Annotated in this window: 25 protein-coding genes; 4 read left to right on the top strand and 21 right to left on the bottom strand. The window is 35.9% G+C overall.

Going from position 1 to position 18,176, the window contains the following annotated elements:
- Positions 1–53: 53 nt before the first annotated feature.
- Both H0173_RS21765 and H0173_RS21760 read right to left on the bottom strand, forming a co-directional pair.
- Positions 54–389, bottom strand: coding sequence for a hypothetical protein (locus H0173_RS21765; RefSeq protein WP_221848892.1), 336 nt, complete (start codon positions 387–389; stop codon positions 54–56).
- 15 nt (positions 390–404) lie between these two features.
- A complete protein-coding gene (locus tag H0173_RS21760; protein ID WP_221848891.1) occupies positions 405–569 on the bottom strand; it encodes a hypothetical protein in 165 nt (54 codons plus the stop codon).
- Between the two features lie 195 nt (positions 570–764).
- Between H0173_RS21760 and H0173_RS21755 the strand changes: the two genes are divergently transcribed.
- Positions 765–968, top strand: coding sequence for a helix-turn-helix domain-containing protein (locus H0173_RS21755; protein ID WP_221848890.1), 204 nt, complete (start codon positions 765–767; stop codon positions 966–968).
- A gap of 37 nt (positions 969–1,005) precedes the next feature.
- On the opposite strand, the gene H0173_RS21750 is transcribed toward H0173_RS21755, so the two are convergent.
- Positions 1,006–1,869 carry a tyrosine-type recombinase/integrase gene (locus tag H0173_RS21750; RefSeq protein ID WP_221848889.1) on the bottom strand — a complete coding sequence of 288 codons (864 nt, stop codon included), beginning with the start codon at positions 1,867–1,869 and terminating at the stop codon, positions 1,006–1,008.
- 242 nt (positions 1,870–2,111) lie between these two features.
- Here H0173_RS21750 and H0173_RS21745 point away from each other — a divergent pair, with 242 nt between their 5' ends.
- Positions 2,112–2,654: a DUF3967 domain-containing protein gene (locus H0173_RS21745; protein WP_221848888.1), complete on the top strand. Its 543-nt coding sequence runs from the start codon at positions 2,112–2,114 to the stop codon at positions 2,652–2,654.
- An 856-nt stretch (positions 2,655–3,510) separates the two neighbouring features.
- On the opposite strand, the gene H0173_RS21740 is transcribed toward H0173_RS21745, so the two are convergent.
- Both H0173_RS21740 and H0173_RS22490 read right to left on the bottom strand, forming a co-directional pair.
- The gene (locus H0173_RS21740) at positions 3,511–3,939 is read right to left on the bottom strand and encodes a hypothetical protein (RefSeq protein ID WP_221848887.1); all 429 of its coding nucleotides are present in this window, start codon (positions 3,937–3,939) and stop codon (positions 3,511–3,513) included.
- Positions 3,940–3,951: 12 nt separating this feature from the next.
- Complete coding sequence (locus H0173_RS22490; protein WP_260631311.1) at positions 3,952–4,086, bottom strand: hypothetical protein; 135 nt, start codon at positions 4,084–4,086, stop codon at positions 3,952–3,954.
- Positions 4,087–4,245: 159 nt separating this feature from the next.
- On the opposite strand from H0173_RS22490, the gene H0173_RS21735 reads away from it, so the two are divergent.
- Positions 4,246–4,470 (top strand): helix-turn-helix domain-containing protein, encoded by a 225-nt coding sequence (locus H0173_RS21735; protein ID WP_221848886.1) that lies wholly within the window; start codon positions 4,246–4,248, stop codon positions 4,468–4,470.
- A gap of 555 nt (positions 4,471–5,025) precedes the next feature.
- Here the strand turns inward: H0173_RS21735 and H0173_RS21730 are convergent.
- The 13 genes from H0173_RS21730 to H0173_RS21670 all read right to left on the bottom strand — a co-directional run bounded on the left by H0173_RS21730 (position 5,026) and on the right by H0173_RS21670 (position 14,556).
- The gene (locus H0173_RS21730; RefSeq protein ID WP_260631310.1) at positions 5,026–5,565 is read right to left on the bottom strand and encodes a LabA-like NYN domain-containing protein; all 540 of its coding nucleotides are present in this window, start codon (positions 5,563–5,565) and stop codon (positions 5,026–5,028) included.
- A gap of 463 nt (positions 5,566–6,028) precedes the next feature.
- Positions 6,029–6,304 carry a hypothetical protein gene (locus H0173_RS21725; RefSeq protein WP_221848885.1) on the bottom strand — a complete coding sequence of 92 codons (276 nt, stop codon included), beginning with the start codon at positions 6,302–6,304 and terminating at the stop codon, positions 6,029–6,031.
- A 22-nt stretch (positions 6,305–6,326) separates the two neighbouring features.
- A complete protein-coding gene (locus H0173_RS21720) occupies positions 6,327–6,713 on the bottom strand; it encodes a hypothetical protein (protein WP_221848884.1) in 387 nt (128 codons plus the stop codon).
- Positions 6,714–6,908: 195 nt separating this feature from the next.
- Positions 6,909–7,079, bottom strand: coding sequence for a terminase gpP N-terminus-related DNA-binding protein (locus H0173_RS21715; RefSeq protein WP_221848883.1), 171 nt, complete (start codon positions 7,077–7,079; stop codon positions 6,909–6,911).
- Positions 7,080–7,431: 352 nt separating this feature from the next.
- Complete coding sequence (locus H0173_RS21710) at positions 7,432–8,076, bottom strand: hypothetical protein (RefSeq protein ID WP_221848882.1); 645 nt, start codon at positions 8,074–8,076, stop codon at positions 7,432–7,434.
- A 14-nt stretch (positions 8,077–8,090) separates the two neighbouring features.
- On the bottom strand, positions 8,091–8,444 hold the full coding sequence (locus H0173_RS21705; protein ID WP_221848881.1) for a hypothetical protein: 354 nt from the start codon (positions 8,442–8,444) through the stop codon (positions 8,091–8,093).
- 268 nt (positions 8,445–8,712) lie between these two features.
- Positions 8,713–9,078: a DUF2577 domain-containing protein gene (locus H0173_RS21700; RefSeq protein ID WP_221848880.1), complete on the bottom strand. Its 366-nt coding sequence runs from the start codon at positions 9,076–9,078 to the stop codon at positions 8,713–8,715.
- Positions 9,075–11,201: a phage tail family protein gene (locus H0173_RS21695; RefSeq protein ID WP_221848879.1), complete on the bottom strand. Its 2,127-nt coding sequence runs from the start codon at positions 11,199–11,201 to the stop codon at positions 9,075–9,077. Before H0173_RS21695 ends, H0173_RS21700 begins: the two co-directional genes overlap by 4 nt.
- Entirely contained in the window at positions 11,202–11,558 is a 357-nt protein-coding gene (locus H0173_RS21690) for a hypothetical protein (RefSeq protein ID WP_221848878.1), read from the bottom strand.
- A 4-nt stretch (positions 11,559–11,562) separates the two neighbouring features.
- Positions 11,563–12,270 carry a hypothetical protein gene (locus H0173_RS21685; protein ID WP_221848877.1) on the bottom strand — a complete coding sequence of 236 codons (708 nt, stop codon included), beginning with the start codon at positions 12,268–12,270 and terminating at the stop codon, positions 11,563–11,565.
- A gap of 284 nt (positions 12,271–12,554) precedes the next feature.
- Positions 12,555–13,430 carry an ATP-binding protein gene (locus H0173_RS21680; RefSeq protein WP_221848876.1) on the bottom strand — a complete coding sequence of 292 codons (876 nt, stop codon included), beginning with the start codon at positions 13,428–13,430 and terminating at the stop codon, positions 12,555–12,557.
- Between the two features lie 83 nt (positions 13,431–13,513).
- Complete coding sequence (locus H0173_RS21675; protein ID WP_221848875.1) at positions 13,514–14,353, bottom strand: replication protein; 840 nt, start codon at positions 14,351–14,353, stop codon at positions 13,514–13,516.
- A gap of 14 nt (positions 14,354–14,367) precedes the next feature.
- Positions 14,368–14,556, bottom strand: coding sequence for a helix-turn-helix domain-containing protein (locus tag H0173_RS21670; protein ID WP_221848874.1), 189 nt, complete (start codon positions 14,554–14,556; stop codon positions 14,368–14,370).
- Between the two features lie 144 nt (positions 14,557–14,700).
- Here H0173_RS21670 and H0173_RS21665 point away from each other — a divergent pair, with 144 nt between their 5' ends.
- Positions 14,701–15,879, top strand: a complete 1,179-nt coding sequence (locus tag H0173_RS21665; RefSeq protein ID WP_221848873.1) for a hypothetical protein — start codon at positions 14,701–14,703, stop codon at positions 15,877–15,879.
- A 291-nt stretch (positions 15,880–16,170) separates the two neighbouring features.
- Here H0173_RS21665 and H0173_RS21660 read toward each other — a convergent pair whose 3' ends face one another.
- The 3 genes from H0173_RS21660 to H0173_RS21650 form a co-directional block, all read right to left on the bottom strand.
- Entirely contained in the window at positions 16,171–16,692 is a 522-nt protein-coding gene (locus H0173_RS21660) for a hypothetical protein (RefSeq protein ID WP_221848872.1), read from the bottom strand.
- Between the two features lie 24 nt (positions 16,693–16,716).
- The gene (locus H0173_RS21655; RefSeq protein WP_221848871.1) at positions 16,717–17,616 is read right to left on the bottom strand and encodes a hypothetical protein; all 900 of its coding nucleotides are present in this window, start codon (positions 17,614–17,616) and stop codon (positions 16,717–16,719) included.
- 321 nt (positions 17,617–17,937) lie between these two features.
- A partial coding sequence (locus tag H0173_RS21650; protein WP_221848870.1) for a S24/S26 family peptidase occupies positions 17,938–18,176 on the bottom strand: 239 nt, incomplete at its 5' end.

Genomic DNA, 18,176 nt, shown 5'->3' with positions numbered 1-18,176 from the left:
CTGCAGCGATAGCTGGCTCCATTGCATTTCCTTCAACCTCAAAAGCTATTAAATTATTCATTAGTTTTTCTCCCCTTTTTAAATTCTGGATAAGTTTTTTGAAGAAAGTTTAAAAGCGTCTGATGAACTCTTAATCCATCAACAATTCCCTTTAAATACAATTGCTCAATGTCAGATTCATCTTCAATTTTGACGGTATAATCTGCATTCCTATATTCTCGGAACGCTTTTCTTGATGGTTCATGACCATAATAGGTATCATAAACTTCTTGTAGTTGTCCTGGCTTTGCATTGAGGACCCTGTGTATTGTCTCTTCAATGTTTTTTACAACATTAGGAACTTCTGATAAATCGCTTCCATTAAAATTTTCCAACAAATAAATGTGCACTTCTGAATCTCTCCCTTATAGATCGTGTTTTTTTAAGAGCTCAAACAGTTCTTCAGCTGTATCTTCTTTTGTATAGAGATCATCTTTTAAACTAAGGCAAACCGATAAAATATCAAATTTTATTGAGGTCCGTTCTATTTCATCCCTTAGCTGGCTTTCTGTCATTTCTCTATAATCCATAAACTCCTCTCCCTACATAATCATTGTTTTGTTATGAGTTTCAATTCGACGTCTTTCTTTCCTCCTTTGTAATATTTTGTTACTTCTAGTAACTATATTATTACTCCTGTAGTAATTTGTCAATAGATTTGTAGAATTTTATTCCTGTAGGAGTTATAATATACTATATTAGTAAATTTTGGGGGAATCAGTAGAATGAAGTTGAGAATACATGTGTCAGAATTGTTAGGAAAGAAAAAATGGACCCAAAAAGACCTTTCAGAAAAAACAGGAATTAGACCGGCGACTATCTCAGCTCTTTATCATGAAACAGTAAAAAGAATTGAGATTGAACATATAGTGGCATTATGTGAAGCATTTGAATGTCAACCAGGAGATCTATTTACATACGAGAAATAAAAAGAGGGTGTAAGTTAAACATACACCCTCTTTTTTTCTATAATTGGTCAATCAAATTCGCATAGTGTGATTGTGGCTTTTCTAAGTAAATCTTAGTAACCTCAATGCTCGTGTGGCCCATGAATTTAGCAATATCTTGGATTGGGACCCCTTTACTGGCAAGTCTTAGCCCAAACAGATGGCGCAAATTATGTACATGTGCTTTTGTTTCCGGAATACCAGCAGCTGCTGCATACTTTTTTATAAGCGTATGAGCTGTTTGTCTTGTTATTGGACCACGTTCTCCAACAAATAAAACCTTTGTTGTACTGGAGAACGGCTGCGTTCTTACTTCCAAGTATTCTTTTAATGATTCTAATAACTTTTCACTGACATAAATAGTCCGATATTTGCTACCTTTCCCCTTTATATCCTCAATGATTTTTTGATTATTTATTACATGGTCAATACGTAGTTGAAGAGCCTCACTGATCCGCATACCTGAATAGTACATCGTTTCAAACAAAGCCTTTGCTCTGACGTCAGCATTAATGACAGCAGCCTTAATTAAGCGTTCGTAATCGTTCTCTGTAAGTAATTCTTCATCTTTAAGGGAATATTGCTTTTGAACCTTTTCCTGTCTTACTCGAGCCGATATTGAGAGGCCAAACCGTTCATTCACAAAATCAATGATCTGTTTTACTCCTACTAATTTACGATTAATAGTAAGGGTTTTTAATTTTCGCTGCCGCAGGTGCTCCTTGTAAGCATTTAAATCCGTTCTATTAATGTCATTAATATCTTTGCCTACAAATAATAAAAAGTCTTTAACATCAGATGTGTAACCCTCTATGGTGCCTATGCTTTTTTCTTCTTCGATTAAATAATCTTTAAAAGCTTCTAGGTAATCAGCATTCTTCATAGAGCAGCCGCCTCCTACATACCATTTATTACTCCTATAGTAATTTATTTACTTCTAAAATGCAATACAAAACTAATATTATGTAATGAATTTTTTAAAAGCGTTAATTTAAAGCCATTACTGAAAGTTTAGGAGTGAGATTTTTGATTCTAGTTTACATAATACAACGAACTAGCATTCTCCCCTATTCATTCACCAACAACTTTTATACAATTGGGACAAAGAGAACGGAGGGGAAACGGATGGACGGAACAGAAAAGCCGGTGAGCCCTAAAGATGTACATATATCTTTAGGCATAGGTGACAGCACTTTGCGGAAATGGTGCCTGGCATTAGAAGCTCAAGAATATCAATTCTCCAGAACGGATAATAACAGAAGGGTATTTTTCGAAAAGGATCTAGTGGTACTTAGGCAATTCAGGAATCTTGTTCAGGTACAAAATTTCAGCATCGAGAACGCTGCGATTATTGTAGCATCAAGCCATAGAGAAGATGCGTCCTCGAAGGAGAACAACGAGAACACTGTTCCTGCATTACGTGATTCAAATGAAATAATCAACAGATTGCTAAACCACATAGAACAGCAAGAAGAGTTCAATCAACAGCTTTTAAAGCGTTTAGATGGACAGCAAAAGTACATAGAGGAACGATTAGATAAGCGTGATCAATTGCTAATGGAATCAATAAGAGAAGCACAGGAAACTAAAAAATTAATAGCAGCAACACAGGAAGAGCAACAAAAAAAGCCCCGAAAAGGGCTGTTAAAATGGTTGACAAAAGATTAAAAAAATGGATGAAACACACTATGTAGTGGTGTCGAAAATCTTCTGTCGAAAATCCTTTTCTAAATGAAGATTAATAGCTACAATATAGCATAAGAGCTATGTGACGGGGTAACGGTCAATCCTCCAGATTGGAGGTGAGATCATGGATTTACCGACAGCAACATTCGTAATATTATTTATCGGATTAGTCGTGCAAATCATCGTAGCAACAAAAAAATAATCCACCTCGTCCGCGAAAACAAGAGTGGATTATTTTTCTGAAATCTTACTTTAACAGGTCGCTTACCTAGAAGCATAGCTCGACCGTGGTATTCCCGTACCGCGGTCTTTTTATTATGTCTTACTTTTACTAAAGAAATTAGTTAAAAGTTGTTTAACATTGTTTATCATTGTTAAAAGTATATCATGACTAAAAGTCATATTCCAATATCAATTTAATTAATCTTTGTAAACATCGATTCGTATACTTTCAAGGTGGTCTAACTATACGAATGAGAACCCTACGAATCGAGTTCGTATAGTTTTAAGTTTATATATCAAGTGTTTAAGCTGCTTTTCAAAACCCTATAAACTACCGTCCGGAGAAGTCCTACTTGAGGGAGTTGGATGCTTTAAATATGCAGCTGCCAAACTCCCTTGAAATGGACTTCTTTTTTAATGTTTTACCCTACATAATTTACCTTATGTCGCGAATTATTTTTCTGGTAGTGGAGGTTTTCGCTATAAATGGCGAAATCAGAATATAAGTGTTAATACTCCTATAATTCCAACTATACATATGGCAGCTACCGCTCTCCCAACGGATTCCCAATCTTTTACCAAATATGTTCCGTAAGTTCCTTTTACTTTAACCAGCCTAATTGAACGTGAAGGTAATACCCCCTTGGTTTGCAATTCTAATTCGTTCGGTAGGAACCTTCCTTTCTCGTCCCGTAACCTGTTCGAAACGTTCGGAGTCTGGTTCGGAACCTCTTCTGGAATCATCGTAAGGAGCTTCTGAAGTTTTTTCTGTTCTTCTATCGTTAACATTGACGTCCTTCCCCCTTTCGTTCTCTTTAATGCTTTGCTCCATCCAATACCGGTTATCATTTAACGTCCATTCCGGAAAGGGAAAGGGGGCGTTTTTCTTCTTAAATGGATCTAGAAGCTCACGAAATTCTTTTGAATATGCTGCAGCAAAAAGCGCTGCCCTAATGATTTGATTACGATCCAAATGAGTTGCATGAAAAATAGCATTTACATAACTCCGAAATGATTCATCATAACGGACAGTAGGTCTATACATGACGTCCCTCCCTCATATTGTTAAAAAACCTGTTATTACAACAATTAGTAACGCAGCCATCACCCACTCTAAATCAGCACCCCGTTTAAGGTCGTTCTCGTACCGTTCTTGCTCGAGTTCTTCCTCTTCGCGCCTTTTACTCTTCACAATGAATTCCCCCCTTAGAATGACGCCTTTTGACGTCCCTGATTAAGGATATTGAGTAATGCTTGTCCAATATTCCCAACTTTTTTAAATTAAATCGTATATTTTTGGGATTTATGGTCAAGACTGCTGATACAAGCACTATTTGTAGGGGGTCAAAGCATGTGGGGGATAGGAAAGCCGCGTAGCAAATTAGGAAAGTGGATGGATCGTAACGGACTTGAGCAGCAGGAATTGGCGAAGGTGGCCAAGGTAAGCAAGAATACTGTAACGAAGGCATGTAATGAAAAGGACTATATTCCAAGGCAAGACGTTATGAAAAAGTTATTAAAGGCCATACGAAAGGTTGATCCAGGAGCTAAAATGAGTGATTTTTGGGATATGTAAAGAGGAGTGACTTTAAACTGTTTTGCTTATTTATGAATCTGTATTACAACAACAAGCATTTATACTATTACGGCATACTATTTTGAGTACTATTTCATGTACTAAGCGTAGTATAGTGAAATAGTACATGAAATAGTATTTTTTTATCAAATAAACATTGATTTAATAAGGTTTTAACAACCTTTTAAGCATTTTTAATTATGTTTTTTCTGACTGCAACTATATACCTTCCTACAGCCTTATTTATCATAAAAAAATGGGAGTTAAAATGGGGGGGATATAGAGCATAAATTAGTCTAACGATTCGACTCTTTTAAAAGCTGTTTCATATCAATTTTTTAGGGTAAAGAAAAAAAGGAGTTGCATTATTGCAACGCCCTTTTTCTAACTTGCGACAAAACTACTGTTATGTCTTAATGTGTTTCAAAAGATGTCGAAGAACTTTTTGCATAAGAGGGCTTGGCTTGTCCATACTAATTATAGTAGGCTGTATAGATTCGGACTATACAGCAAGAGAAGAAAGGCTACTTGAGGGCTCGGACCTCAGTAGCCCTTTTATCTTTTAATTGAAGTTATATCTTCAGCTGTTAATTTCATATTATCGTCACATAAATCTTTCAAAAACCCAGCACTTTGCTGATCAACTGAGCAGACAGTTACATTTTTACCGAAGTTTCTAACAGCATCAATAGCTGAACGATAATCAGAATCAGCACTCAATATGATTGCCTCATCATAAGCATTTGTATAAGCGAGTTTAACCATATCTACGGCTATATTAACATCCGTTTCTTTTTCTGTTGTAATTGGTTTTCCTTCTGCATCCTTACCCAATACTTTAATAAATCCAAGTTTTGCAGTGCAATTAGGAATACGTGTGTTTAAGAAATGCACGAATTTTTTTGTAGCTTCAGCTTTTGGTTTATCATGTGCACCTGCAGCTGTATAGTAATAAAATCTAACTAGCCTTCCATCTCTTTTTTGTGTAACAAGATTGGCTAGTTTTGAATAATCAACCCTTGTTTCTGTTCTCATTAAATTATTAACAGCACTCTCGAAGTTGTTGCCGTCAATAAATATCATTACTCTTTTCATTTTTCCCCCCTAAAAAGACTAAAAGCGCCAGCTTCAACGCTGACGCTTTAATAAACTCTTACACTGGATTCCGAACATCCAGTGTCCTGAAAACTCTTAAAGCCATCTCCGAATGATGACCTTCTTAAACTCTTTAAGTTGAAGTCCGAATCTTCAACTCCGTGTCCATATTTTATCATGTGGTGCAGTATGCCACAACGCGAAAACTGTCCCAAAAACGGGGGGTTTTGGGACACAAAAGGGGTTTTTCGTTAATTTACACCGTTTTTCTTTGTCTCTCCTTAAATTTCACATTTATTAGTGCGAATTTCTCTGTTTTTCTTTAATATTCTCCACATTACTGTGAACCACTAAAATTAAACTCATTACATAAGAACGGTTATGTCTCCTAAACTTTCAGGACACCCCCACAGCTTTGTAGAGATCACTCCTAAACTTACAGGAGTGATAACATAATATCGCGTTATCCCCTGCAGCATTTATAACAAAGGTTAAATTGGTCATTACCTTTTGTAATAGTGTGTTTTTGTGAATCAGAGGTAAATTCCTTCTCACAGCCAGCACATTTATTAAGATCACGGTGCGGAAGTTCTTCTTTTGGTCTTTCTTTCGGTATACAGCTATTGCAAACGACATAGCTATAAAATTCCGAACTATTTATTATCGTTTTCCCATCGAATGGGGAAAATTCTTTATGGCAGCTAGCGCATCTCTTATAAAGGGATAGATCATCATACATTCAGTACACCTCTTTATCAAAATTACCAGTGATACGCCCCACCAATGGACGTGTGATGTCTAACTTTTCTACCATTCCGGTACACAGTGTTATAAACGTCTTCTGGAACATCTTCCACAACTTCGAATCTCACACCCATCTTTTCAAGCATACTAGATACCTTATTGTGTACCCTTATTTTTCCTTGTTCATCTACGAAAAAGTAATCAGGGGCTATTCTATAAGCGATGCCTTTACTTGTGAAAATTTCTAATTCACCATCTTGTGTAAATCTTGCTAACTGGTGTGTAGCAAAAAAACCGTGCTTCAAAGCGTTCTTGTTACCCCATTTAGGCTTACAATTTCCACGATTCCCAGCAGCGATTTTGTTACCGGGAAGGAATCTCCCAGTTTTAGGATCCCGTTCCATTTAGTAACGCTCCTTTTACCGTGTTCGTTTCGGAAAAAAAATTAAAAATCTTAACATTTGTTGCATACAAACGTTGCATAAATATCTTGATTAACCATTGATATACATAGCTTTATAGATACGGAACGTTTTGTTGTACTCCGTAAAGTACTACAATGGTTGCAACCTTTTATGCATCCTTTTTGTGCATCCTTTTCATAAAAAGATGCTGACTAATTTCAGTTTTTTGCGTTCTTCCCACCTATAACGCATGCACCAGGATTTAACTGTATTCTCTCTAACACCCTGTTTAATTGCGTTCTCCTTATGCTTCATTCCGCTCCTATAATCTCTGTACGCTTGCTCTCGATTCCCTTTCGGGTGCATTGAATCTCCTCCATGATCCTTAACATTTCTTAACATCGTTGCAACGATGGTTCCGTTCGGTAAATGGTCTCCGTTGCAATAAATCAAAATGATTTTATGCCTTCATTTGCCTTCATTCGTTGCACCCTTTTTTAATTGAGTTGTTTTAGAAACGTTACTAAACGCTCCTAAATGTGTGCAGACCAAAGGTTCCTTTTTTAGGGCTGCCGAAAGTGCCGAAAACTCCTTTTAGGGTGTCCGATTTGTCCGATTACTTCTTTTTAGGGACTCAGATAATGAAGAAAACTTCTTTTTAAGGTGTGTAAAATGGGTAAATACTTCTTTTAGGGCCTCGCAAATCTCGCAATACCCTTCAGGAAACCTCCCTTTGGTGCTGCTTTATATATTTCTTTACTCTTGCTACTTCAATCCCTAATAATTTGCTAATCTCCAAATATGGCGTTTCATGCGTTTCACGAAGCCTGATACACTGTTCTCTTAACTGTTCTTCACTTATTTGTTGATCCAGGTCCCAGTAACCATCCATTAACTCCGCATCACTCATCCTATCAATCCGACGATCCACTTCCTCAATATCCTCCAACTCATCAAAAGGGATAGATTTCCGTTGTAATTCAGGTCTAGTAGCAATTATTTCGGAAAGGAGTTCACGCAATTTCGTCCGTTCTTTGCACTGGCCAAATCTATTTTCAAGCAAACAAAAGCGTTCTTGCTCCGTTAGACTAGCGAACGCATCTTTAAAAGCTTCTGCTCTCAATTTCCACCATTTTTCCGAACGATCATGTTCTTCTCTTAATTCAACCAAATATATCGCATAGTCTACGGGATTTATGCTTTCCCAGTACACTTTACCTGCTCCTGAATCAAAACATGTTCGCGTAGGATGAATGCCGTCATAAGCATCCTGTAATTCACTGGCATGGAGCTTGCGTAAATACTTCAAGCGTTCTTCTGCCTGTTCGTATTGCATAAATTCCGACTCGCTCATGTGATACACGCAAGCACCCCCACTTATGCAATCTTTTCTTTATTAAAAGATTCAGCCATTTTTTTATAAGCAGATCCTATAATTTTTCTAACACCTTGATGAGTTAAGGAAAAATAGTCAGCAATCTCTTGAATGGAACGGCCTTCTATACGGTGAACTAAAATACATGCTTCCCTGGAATCAACCATTTTTTCCTCATAAGCTGCAGAATCTATTAATTCTATCGCTTGCTCTATCGTTTGCAGTCTCATCATGAAAACAATCTCTTGATCTGGATCCCTGCCGCTTAAAGAAATTAAGCGTTTTTGTAGCTTCTCTTTCTTTCCCAACAAGTCGGGATATTCTTCAACGTATTTTCTTATTTGCTCAGGAGTCATTTAGTAAACCTCCTTTAGGATACCCTTATAGCTTTAAATATCGCCCAATTTGAGTCGTTTTCTACAAATCAGTAGTTTTATATTAAAAATAGCTAAAACCTCAAAATAAGCATTTTAAACAGTTTTAGAGCTATATCGAATTTTAGGTTGTTTATGAATTTGATAGATTTAAAGGAAAAACGATTATTTATCATATGCTCCTCCTTAAAATTCACGGGCTATATTGAACATAGCCCGTAAACTCATTACATAACGTAACTTCTGTAATCTATTTATTAAGTTTGTCTAGTATTACAAAACGTTGCCCACCTTGCATACTCAACATGAGTACACTATCCCCTTTTCTCAATCCATTCAAAACAGTAATTGTTTTTTGGCCAGTAATCTCATGAGAATGCTGGGGGTCTCCTGCGTTTTCTGTTTTATGATTAATAATCACTTCTAATTCGTGGTCCTGTACATTTCGAGTTAGGATCAAAAAATCCTTAGTTAAAAGCAATCTTTGTTCAACTAAAACTTCAAGAGGCTCTTCCTTTACAACTTCGCCAAAGAGTGTTCTCATAGGGTCTTTAGTCTCTAAAGCGTCGATTGAAGATTTTTTTAATAAATTTACAATTTTACTCATGCTGCTCATTGATAGGCCCCCTCAGCAATCGCATCTAAGGTTTCCTCGAGTTTTTCTCCGAAACGGTCAATGATACCGTCTAAATCCAACTCTGAATTTACATTGTTATGATTAGTCATATCCACCTTTACCTCGGCAGTCGTAAACCGGTTAATTACATCACGTTCAGCTAGGTCGCGAAGGTATTTAAGGTCCTCTTCTGATCCTTCCATCGACTTAGCCATTTTGGCAGTATTCTTAGCTGTATCTGAACCGCTTTGATTCAATTCGTTAAAAGCACCTGCACTACCTAAAAGCTCGTCCATTTTGAGTACCCCACTAAATTTATCTTCTAGACCCGCTCCCCATGTTTTGCCGGCTTCCCACGCACTCTTGTACTCAAAACGTTCTAAATTTACACCTAAATCAGCTAGTACACTATTCATATCGAGATTTTCATAAAGCACTTCATATTTGCCGTTTCCGTATTTTTCTGCGGCCCAGTTTGTCAATGAACTAAGAGTTGATCGCCATCCTGCCACTGTACTAGCTAGATTTAAACCAAATACAAAATCCAGTGCACTTGCGATTTTCTCAATGACTCCTAGTACGTTGTCTGCTAAATCACCGAACAAATGAATAATTGAGGCAATCGGGTCATTAAATACGTTTCCGAAGAAATTAGCAAAGGCAATCCATCTGTTATAAATTGACTCTATGACCCCAAAAACTATTTCTAATAATCCGAAAAATACATTCGCAATAATTGCTGCCATTACTGAAAAAAAACCTGCTATCATTCCGGTTGCAGAATAAGAGGTCCCTGCAAATTTATTTATCGCGGCTACTGCTGCGTAAAATATTGCAATAATCGCAATAACACCGATTATTATCCAAGTAATTGGGGCCGCCCTCATAGCCGCATTTAATCCCTCTTGAGCTACTATCAAAGCGAGAATAGCTGCTGTTTCTGCCCACGATACAGCTGTACGCCATACTTTAGCAGCAATATCTCTTAAAGTTGTTAACCAGGCTATGCCCATCGTGGAATTATAGACAACTAGCGCGGCTATAATTCCCCAAATAATTGGCTCTATCCATGACCAATTATCAATAAATACAGATGCTAACCAACTTGCGGTGTTTATTATGCCTCCTAATGCGTCCATAACTACAGTTGCTGCATAAGCAAAAGCGAACATTAAGGCCTCTATTGTTGGCATGTTTGAGTTTATGGTGTTAAAGAAACTAACTACAGCCGGATATAACCCATTACCAACTTTTTGTTTTATCCCATCAAAATTGTTCCCCATTTGAACAATTTGACCTTGAGGTGTATTTGCTATAGATTGAGCCAGTCCGTCCCAAGATTGAGCAATAATGTCATTAATTACAGCAACCCTTTGCATTTCGGTACCATTTTCTAGAATTTTCTTTTGAGCCTCCGAAGCAATAAACCCCTTTTTCCGTAAACCATCGAATTGCCCGTCTAACGCCTTTCCAAGTTGCGTTGCATATTCAACCATTTGCCGGTCATCAACGTTTATACCACCCATACCAGCTGCATAGTTAGCCATTGTATCCATCATTGCTTCAATCGCCTTACCTGACTGCAAGTAGGTTGCGAGTTCACCTGCACCCGCTAATAGAACTTCAGCACCATAAGTTGATCTTCCCTCTACTTGAGCAGCCATCGCTTTTATTGATTCAAATTCTGATTTGGCAGCCCCCATATTTGCCATTACAGCAGCTAATTGCGTTTCGGCTGTGTTGATTACATCCGCAGATCCTAACCAATCACTTATAATGCCGGCACCTTTTTTTAATCCTTGGAATCCAAGATAGGCTCCCACTATACCTTTAATTTTTCCAACTAAACCGTCGGCAGCTGATTGACCATTTCGAATATCGTTATTGAATTGCTGTTGTGCTGCAGAAGATTGCATAATTTCTTGTTCAACTTGATTAAATGAACTTTCTGCTCGAGCTAACTCTCGTCTTGCTGCTTGAATACTTGCCGTATCAACCGCATTCCCTGATACTTGTTGCATATGTTCAAAACTATTTATTGTTGCATGCATGGCTGAATTCATGTGGGATAGCGCTCTGGAGACGTTATCTTGCAATTGAATCGCAGTTCTTATCGTGGCCATTTACGCACCCCTTCCTCTAACCTTTTCTCTTCTTTCCAGTTCAACCTCAATCATGGAATAACACATAATTTGATAAGGTGTTTTGTTTTTTATTGCATTCCCTACAAAGAGTTCCTTTTTTAATTGTCTATTTGTCTTTTTCATGGTGTTCTCGTACAGATCTCTAAATAACTTATAGCCCTTATACTCTTTATTAAGAAGCATTACCCCGTCATTCGTGATACGGCCCGGCTCTTGGTATGCAGGAGTATTTGAGTCCGACACATAATCAATTTGGGGTATATACGGAATAAGACTAAACTTCACAGCCCACAAGTGCTTGTTTATTACTTCGATGTTTTTATTCATCTCTCTCATACTTTTAGCCACCGAAATTTCCGTCCCCATTTTGCATTATTTGTTCCCAACTCACCTTGCTTTTTAAATCATTAATAGTTTTTTCAATCGCTAATCGTTTACCTATCCCGCTATTTTTTTCGTATTCTAAATTTTTAACTTTTAGATTGATTTCATCTACTGCCTGCACATCAGCGTCACTCATTAAAGATCTTTCAAATTTTTTCATAATAGATTTAATGTCATCGATGCTTATTTTTTCATCCGCTGTCTTCAAAATGTCCGGAGCATTATCTAGAAACGCCTTTTTTACTTGATAGGAGGACTCCATTAGTTCATCCAAAAAAGCAGGTAATTCATGGGGTGATGATAATAAAGAAATTTTGGATTTCAACTTATTAGCTTGATAACTCAATACACCTACTTCATCCGCGGTTAAATCTCGGGTGTATTTTTTGTTTATATTAGATATTTCCTGTTTATGAGCATCAATTTGTTGTTGAGCTTCCACTTTAGTTTTATTCATCTGCTCCATCCAATACTTTGTATTTCGCTCAACAACCTCTTGTAAATTCTTAAAGTGTTCCGTTCTATGCTCCTCTGCTATTACATTGTTTATATACTCAATACCATCCATAACAACTTTGTAAAACTCCTGTGATTGAGTAATGTCAAATAAGCCATCATCCCAAATTACTTTTCTCCCCAAAAAATCTCTTGATCTTACAACCATTTAATTAATTCCCCCTTTTTTCAAATAGATTTTCATCAAAATGTTCAGGATTAATATTGAGTTCTTCGCCTGGATAATATCTTTTATCCGCATAACGAACGGGAAATGAATTCTCTTTTATCCTTACTTTTCCGTAACAATTAGACTATCTGGATTTATTATTTCTTTATTCTCAACAATTTTTCCAACAGCATTTTCCACTATTTTTATCCTCCCTTTACCTAACACTTGTTTTGTTATGAATTTCAAAAAGTTACGGTGGAACCCCACTTCTATAAGGCCACTTAACCAATCTTGAGATTCTTTCTATAATCATCTGTAAATAAATCAATAAATTTCGTATTATCATAGAGACGGCTAAAGACTCTTTTTCCCACGGCATCGGGTAAGTCTGTATCCGTTAAATTACTTGTGTAGATAGTCGGTTTACCAGACCGGCTTTCTACAATTTCAAAGATCATGCCTTTTCTCCAATCATCGTTACCACCCATTGCTTCTGAACCAACATCATCCAGGATTAAAAGGTCCAGCTTTTTTAGATCCTGCAGAATATCTGCCTCTGTTTTGGCTGCTCCTTTTTGATAAGTTGCCTTAATCATCGAAAGTGCCTTTCCTGTTGTTAAAAAGCCAACCGAAAAGCCTTTTTCTTTTACGGTTCTTGCAATGGCTGCACACAAGTGTGTCTTTCCTGTACCTGGATTCCCCATAATCAAAAGATTGTGGCCTTCGTTTTCGGAATTAATGAATTCCCTAGTAAAGCTAATAGCGCTATGTTTTGCCCCAGCTGTAACTCCATTCGTTTCTACATAATTTTTAAATCCAGCCTCTTGTAAGCGTTCAGGAATAAAAAGATATTCTCTTACAAGCCTTGATACTATCGATGTTTTAAGTTCTTCTAAGCTAGTATTTTGATAAAATACAAAAGCCTCTGTATCCCTACAAATTGAACATTTCATAGTCTGGCCAGCTGGAAACCAATCGTTTTGGCCAACTATGCGATAAAATAAACCACTAGCTGTTTTATCTCCGCAACCTGGACAAGGTAACTCGTATTGAAATTCCGCCTCAAAATCATCCCGATTTACTAACAACGGAACAATTTTTTTTGCAGCATCTTTAAAAACATCATCCAATGAGAGAAAACTCTTTATTTCTTTCACAATCTACTCTCCTTTTGGTTGCCAAAATATATTAAAACTTGTAAAAAAGTTGCAATGACAAGAAATAAATCGATTTAGTGTTATTAGTAAGGTAATTCCTCTTCCAGTTCTTTCATCCGACAAAACTCATCTTTTGTTAAGGGTTCTGGTTCTACCCAATGACTAGGCCGTTCCAGAGATATGTCCTGTGGACTTTTCTTCTTTTTAACCTTTTGATCAAATTTAGAATTGTAATTCTTAACAGCTTCTAAAGTGAAAAGACCTAATTCCAATAAACGCTGTACACTCTTCTGAATGTACTTTGCTGGAAACTTCGGTTTTTCTAAGGTAGCTCTCTTAATTACTTCGCAAATAATTGCTTCAGGCTCTTGAAATTGGCTTTCTTCAATCCAATATTTAAAATCACTAATTAATACCGCAGTAGGGAAGCCAAATGTCTTTTCGTAAAGAGCTTCAGGGATTGGCTTGTCCATCTGATCATCCTTTTCTTTAGATATTTCTTTAATCTTTCTTTTATGGGTGAACGATTCTTCACCTGGTGAGGTGAACTTTTGTTCATCTGGTGAAGTGAACTCTTCTTCATGAGGTGAACAATCCTTCACCTGTGGAAGTGTTGTTCTACTCTCGAACAACCATTCATCTGTGTTTTTGTTGAAAGCAATTTTTCTTGTTTGGTTAAAAGATGCTTGTTGCGTTTCCTTCAAAACCTTCCCCTCGATCAACGAATTAACTGTGTCCTGGATGTTCCTTTTAGAAAAACCCGTAGCTTGTACAAAATAATTCACAGCAAGTTCGTGATCTTCCCGGTTAAATCCATATGTCATTCTCCAGACGATCATCAATACCGATAGCTGTGATGCATTAAACTTTCTGCTGGACACCTCTTCTAGAATTCTGTTGTAAACTTTTGTAAATCCCGACATATCACCTCACCTGCTTAATTAACTTCTGCTAACTCCTTTTGACAATCCCTTATAGCAGCTAAAATATCTTCTTTTCTTTCAGTTGAAAGTTCTGATCTTAACCAACGGTAAAGAGTGTTTTCGCTGATATTCATCTTTTCAGCTATCGCCCAATAAGGAACACCTCCTCGAGCATTTTTTATATCCTCGTTTCGTTTAAACATTTACGCCCCTCCTTTTTGTACCCTTCAAAAGTTATTGTTTTTAGGGTAGTGGTGGTGTTATAGTTAGGATAGCTTAAACCAATACAAAAGTGTACCCATTTTATAATTACTTTTACAGGGTACACTTTAAACGAGGTGTTTTTTATGAATATGTTTCTAAAACCTAAATGTCTGACACAGTTCTTAAAATATCCGCAATATGAAATTTATTGTTTAGATGAGGAATATGAATCGAAAGGTGTCTTAACACATGAAAAAACAACTTTTGAAGAAGGGGATGATGAGATTTATGAAAAAATAACTGGGGAATCTATGCTAGTAGAGGATGACGATTTAGTTTATTACAAAGAAGGAATCCCTAAATTTGTTCGAATCAATGAGAACAATATAGAAAAGATGCTTAAAAGCGAAGAAATTTACTCTTATGACCCACTTGAAGAATCGCCTAATCTTTATACAGAGATTGCTAAGATAGAATATTTTGATATCCCATCCCTTACTAAATTTATTGAAAATTTCGGCCTTCCATTCGGATTAGATTTGTTTCCAACAGACATATATTCTGTATTTCACTATGAATTAGACCTTTTTGGATTTTATAACACCCTGTATGAATACAAAAAAACATTAAATGTGTTTGAAGCTTTACAAACCAACAATAAAACCAAAATTAATGAGTATGCTGAAGAATTCAAAAAATATGTTGAAAGTGAAATGAATAAAGGAATTTCTGGTTCAGTAGATACATTAATGGATTTTAAAATAATTAAAAAATTAGAACATGAAGAAGGATTAAAAAACTACTCAGACTTCAGTAAACGATACTATGAAATTTTTAGAGAAGAAGCCTTTCAGATAAAACAAATTCCAAACGTAGTAAAGAGATGGTATGAAATTGAGGATGCTCCACCGGAATTTAAAGCAAGGCATTATCTCGTAGAACTCATGAATAACTGGGATAAAGGGAATTCCACTTACGCTATTATTGATGGACAAATACACCCTGGAACAACTTTTAATGACTTAATAGAGGTGGCATATTATCAACTAAGTTGTGCTGTAATAGGAAACATCGAATTAAGAAGGTGTGAAAATTGCAATTCCTTATTTGAAGTCATTCATGAATCAAGAAGATTCTGTCCACCTCTCCCTGGAGTAAAGATCAGCACATGCCAAAACACATATAATCAACGAATAAAAAGAAAACGGAAAAAGGACAGGGCTATAGCTGAAGAATTGTACTCTGATGGATATACACTTAAACAAATAGCTGATAAATTGAACAGAAATATTGATGAAATCAGTGGCTGGCTAAATATCTAACGAAAAAAGAGGACGTCAAATAGACGCCCCCTAGATTCAAGCTAGACCGTTATTGTGTAATTTCTACAAGGGCGTCGGTAATACCGACATCGTCTAAACGCCTAAATTCAACTTAGACCGTAGGGTGTGCAGAATCTGCACACCCTACACTAATAGGAATAATATTCACATCGGGTTTCTGCTGCAGCTGGAAAAAAACTATCTAGTATATATAGTGCATATACCAGACATAAGCAATATTTTGTTGCGAATTAATCAGAAAGGCTATTTTGAAAGCTTTTGATATAGTTTCTAACTAAACATCTCTTTCAAAATATCATCAAAAGTAAAAAATGATCGTTTAAATGCTTTCATATTCCCAAATCGATACTCTTCTGTAGACAAAGTATATCTGAATTGTTGAGTATCAATTAAAAGAAACTGGTCTTTTACCTTAGCAATACTTTGCTTTAACTGTTCAATTTCTCGATCTTGACTAATTCCAGGTTGAACTCTATTGATTGAAAATTCTAAAGTTGTCTCTACTGAAACTGAATATCGTTCATTATTAGGCATATTAACAGTGAAAATACGAGGTTTTCTAACCAATCTAATAATAATCCCATCTAAATTAGCTATTAATACGTCATTCTCATCACCATTAATTTCAAATCCTTCTCCTTTTACATATTCAATAAATTTCTTTACTGCTGCAGTTAGTAAATTATTAGTATGAAAATCAACTACAGCAGACTGTTTATTTTTATATTCTTTTTCAAGCAAATCTAATTCTTCACGTAAAGCTAAAATTTCTTTATGTTTACTGATATTCATATAAAAAACCCCCTATATATCTATTTACTCTTCAAGCCAGTTATAAAAAGGAATATTACGTTTAATTTCTTGATTTTGAAGTTTATTTGCTATTTCTTGTTTTCTTGACTCACGCAGTTCCTTATTTGCTTTATCTTTCATACGACGAAATTCTAGTTCCTCAATTTTATTAGATACTGATGAAACTAAATAAGCTCTAAAATCACTTTTAATTTTACCTTGATTATATTTATCCATAACTTTTCTAACGACATTTTTAAAACTACTTTCTCTCAATTCATTTTTAGTAGCTTCTCTTAGATTACTAATAATGAGATTAATATATTCGTCGTTATGTATAGTTGAATCTTTCCCCACTGGTGGGGAAGTTCGCTTATCATCATCTATATAATCTATATATTGATTATTAATATTAGTTTTATTTAATTTAGTTTTATTACCTTTAGTATTATTAATGTACTGATTTGCCGTATACTGATTTTCCACTTCCTGATTTTCAGTAAACGGCCCATCTTCGTTAATTTCCGCCTTTTTTTCCTTGCTTATTTTATATTCAATAATTAACCTTTTTCCGTTAGAAGCCGCCCACTTTTTTACGTTTTCAATTTCGTCAGCAACTTCTTGTTTAATATCAGAGAAAATATAAATCATTTCTTCAAAATGATTATTAGCTGATTCTGTTACTTGGACTCTGGCGAAATATCCCAGCTCAATTAATTCATTAACTATTTTGTAATGTGCATCACGGCCATTTTTCGAACGCTTGGTAATTTCTTTCATGTTGAGTTCCCAATCGTTAGAGTTTGATAGAAATATGGATAGAAGTCCTTTAGATTGTAAAGATGCTTCTTTATCCCAAAGCAAAGAGTTTGAAATTGGCGTGTATTTTTCTTTTCTAACATTACGATAAGTTGTTTTTGGCATTAAAAAACTCCCTTTCATAGTGGAAGAGAGTATTTTCATATGCTATAATGCAAGTATAAAAATGCATAAATAACATGTGAAGGCATACTCCTTCCATGGATGATTGAGAAACCCCGCCGTCGCCAAACAGTAGGGGTTTTTCTATGTCTATTATTCTACCAAGTTTTACATGGTTCTACAAACAGGAGTTTGGATTCTATTACCTTATGGTAAATGAAACCTTTATTTGACTGATCCGTAAATAAGATATAAGAAAAGGAGCGATTCCCAGTCGCCCCTTTTGAAATAATATAAATACATTGATATAATTGAATTTCCGGATTAAGCAATGGCCATAGTGTTCCCAGCACTGTGGTCGTTTTCAATTTTTACTACTTTTCCTAAAATCTCAACTTGATAAGCTGATACAACGGCATGCGCTGCGTTTTCGTGAAGTAAGATGTATTGGGATCCGTAACGTGTATATCTGGCCACATGAAGCGAATCATTGATAATAAATACTCCAATATCATTTCCGTTTGATGCTGGTACCTGGACCGTATCTACAGTGATTACATTTC

The organism is Bacillus sp. S/N-304-OC-R1 (genome assembly GCF_019749375.1).
Classification (GTDB): domain Bacteria; phylum Bacillota; class Bacilli; order Bacillales; family Cytobacillaceae; genus Cytobacillus.
This window is presented reverse-complemented; position numbering and strand designations above follow the sequence as displayed.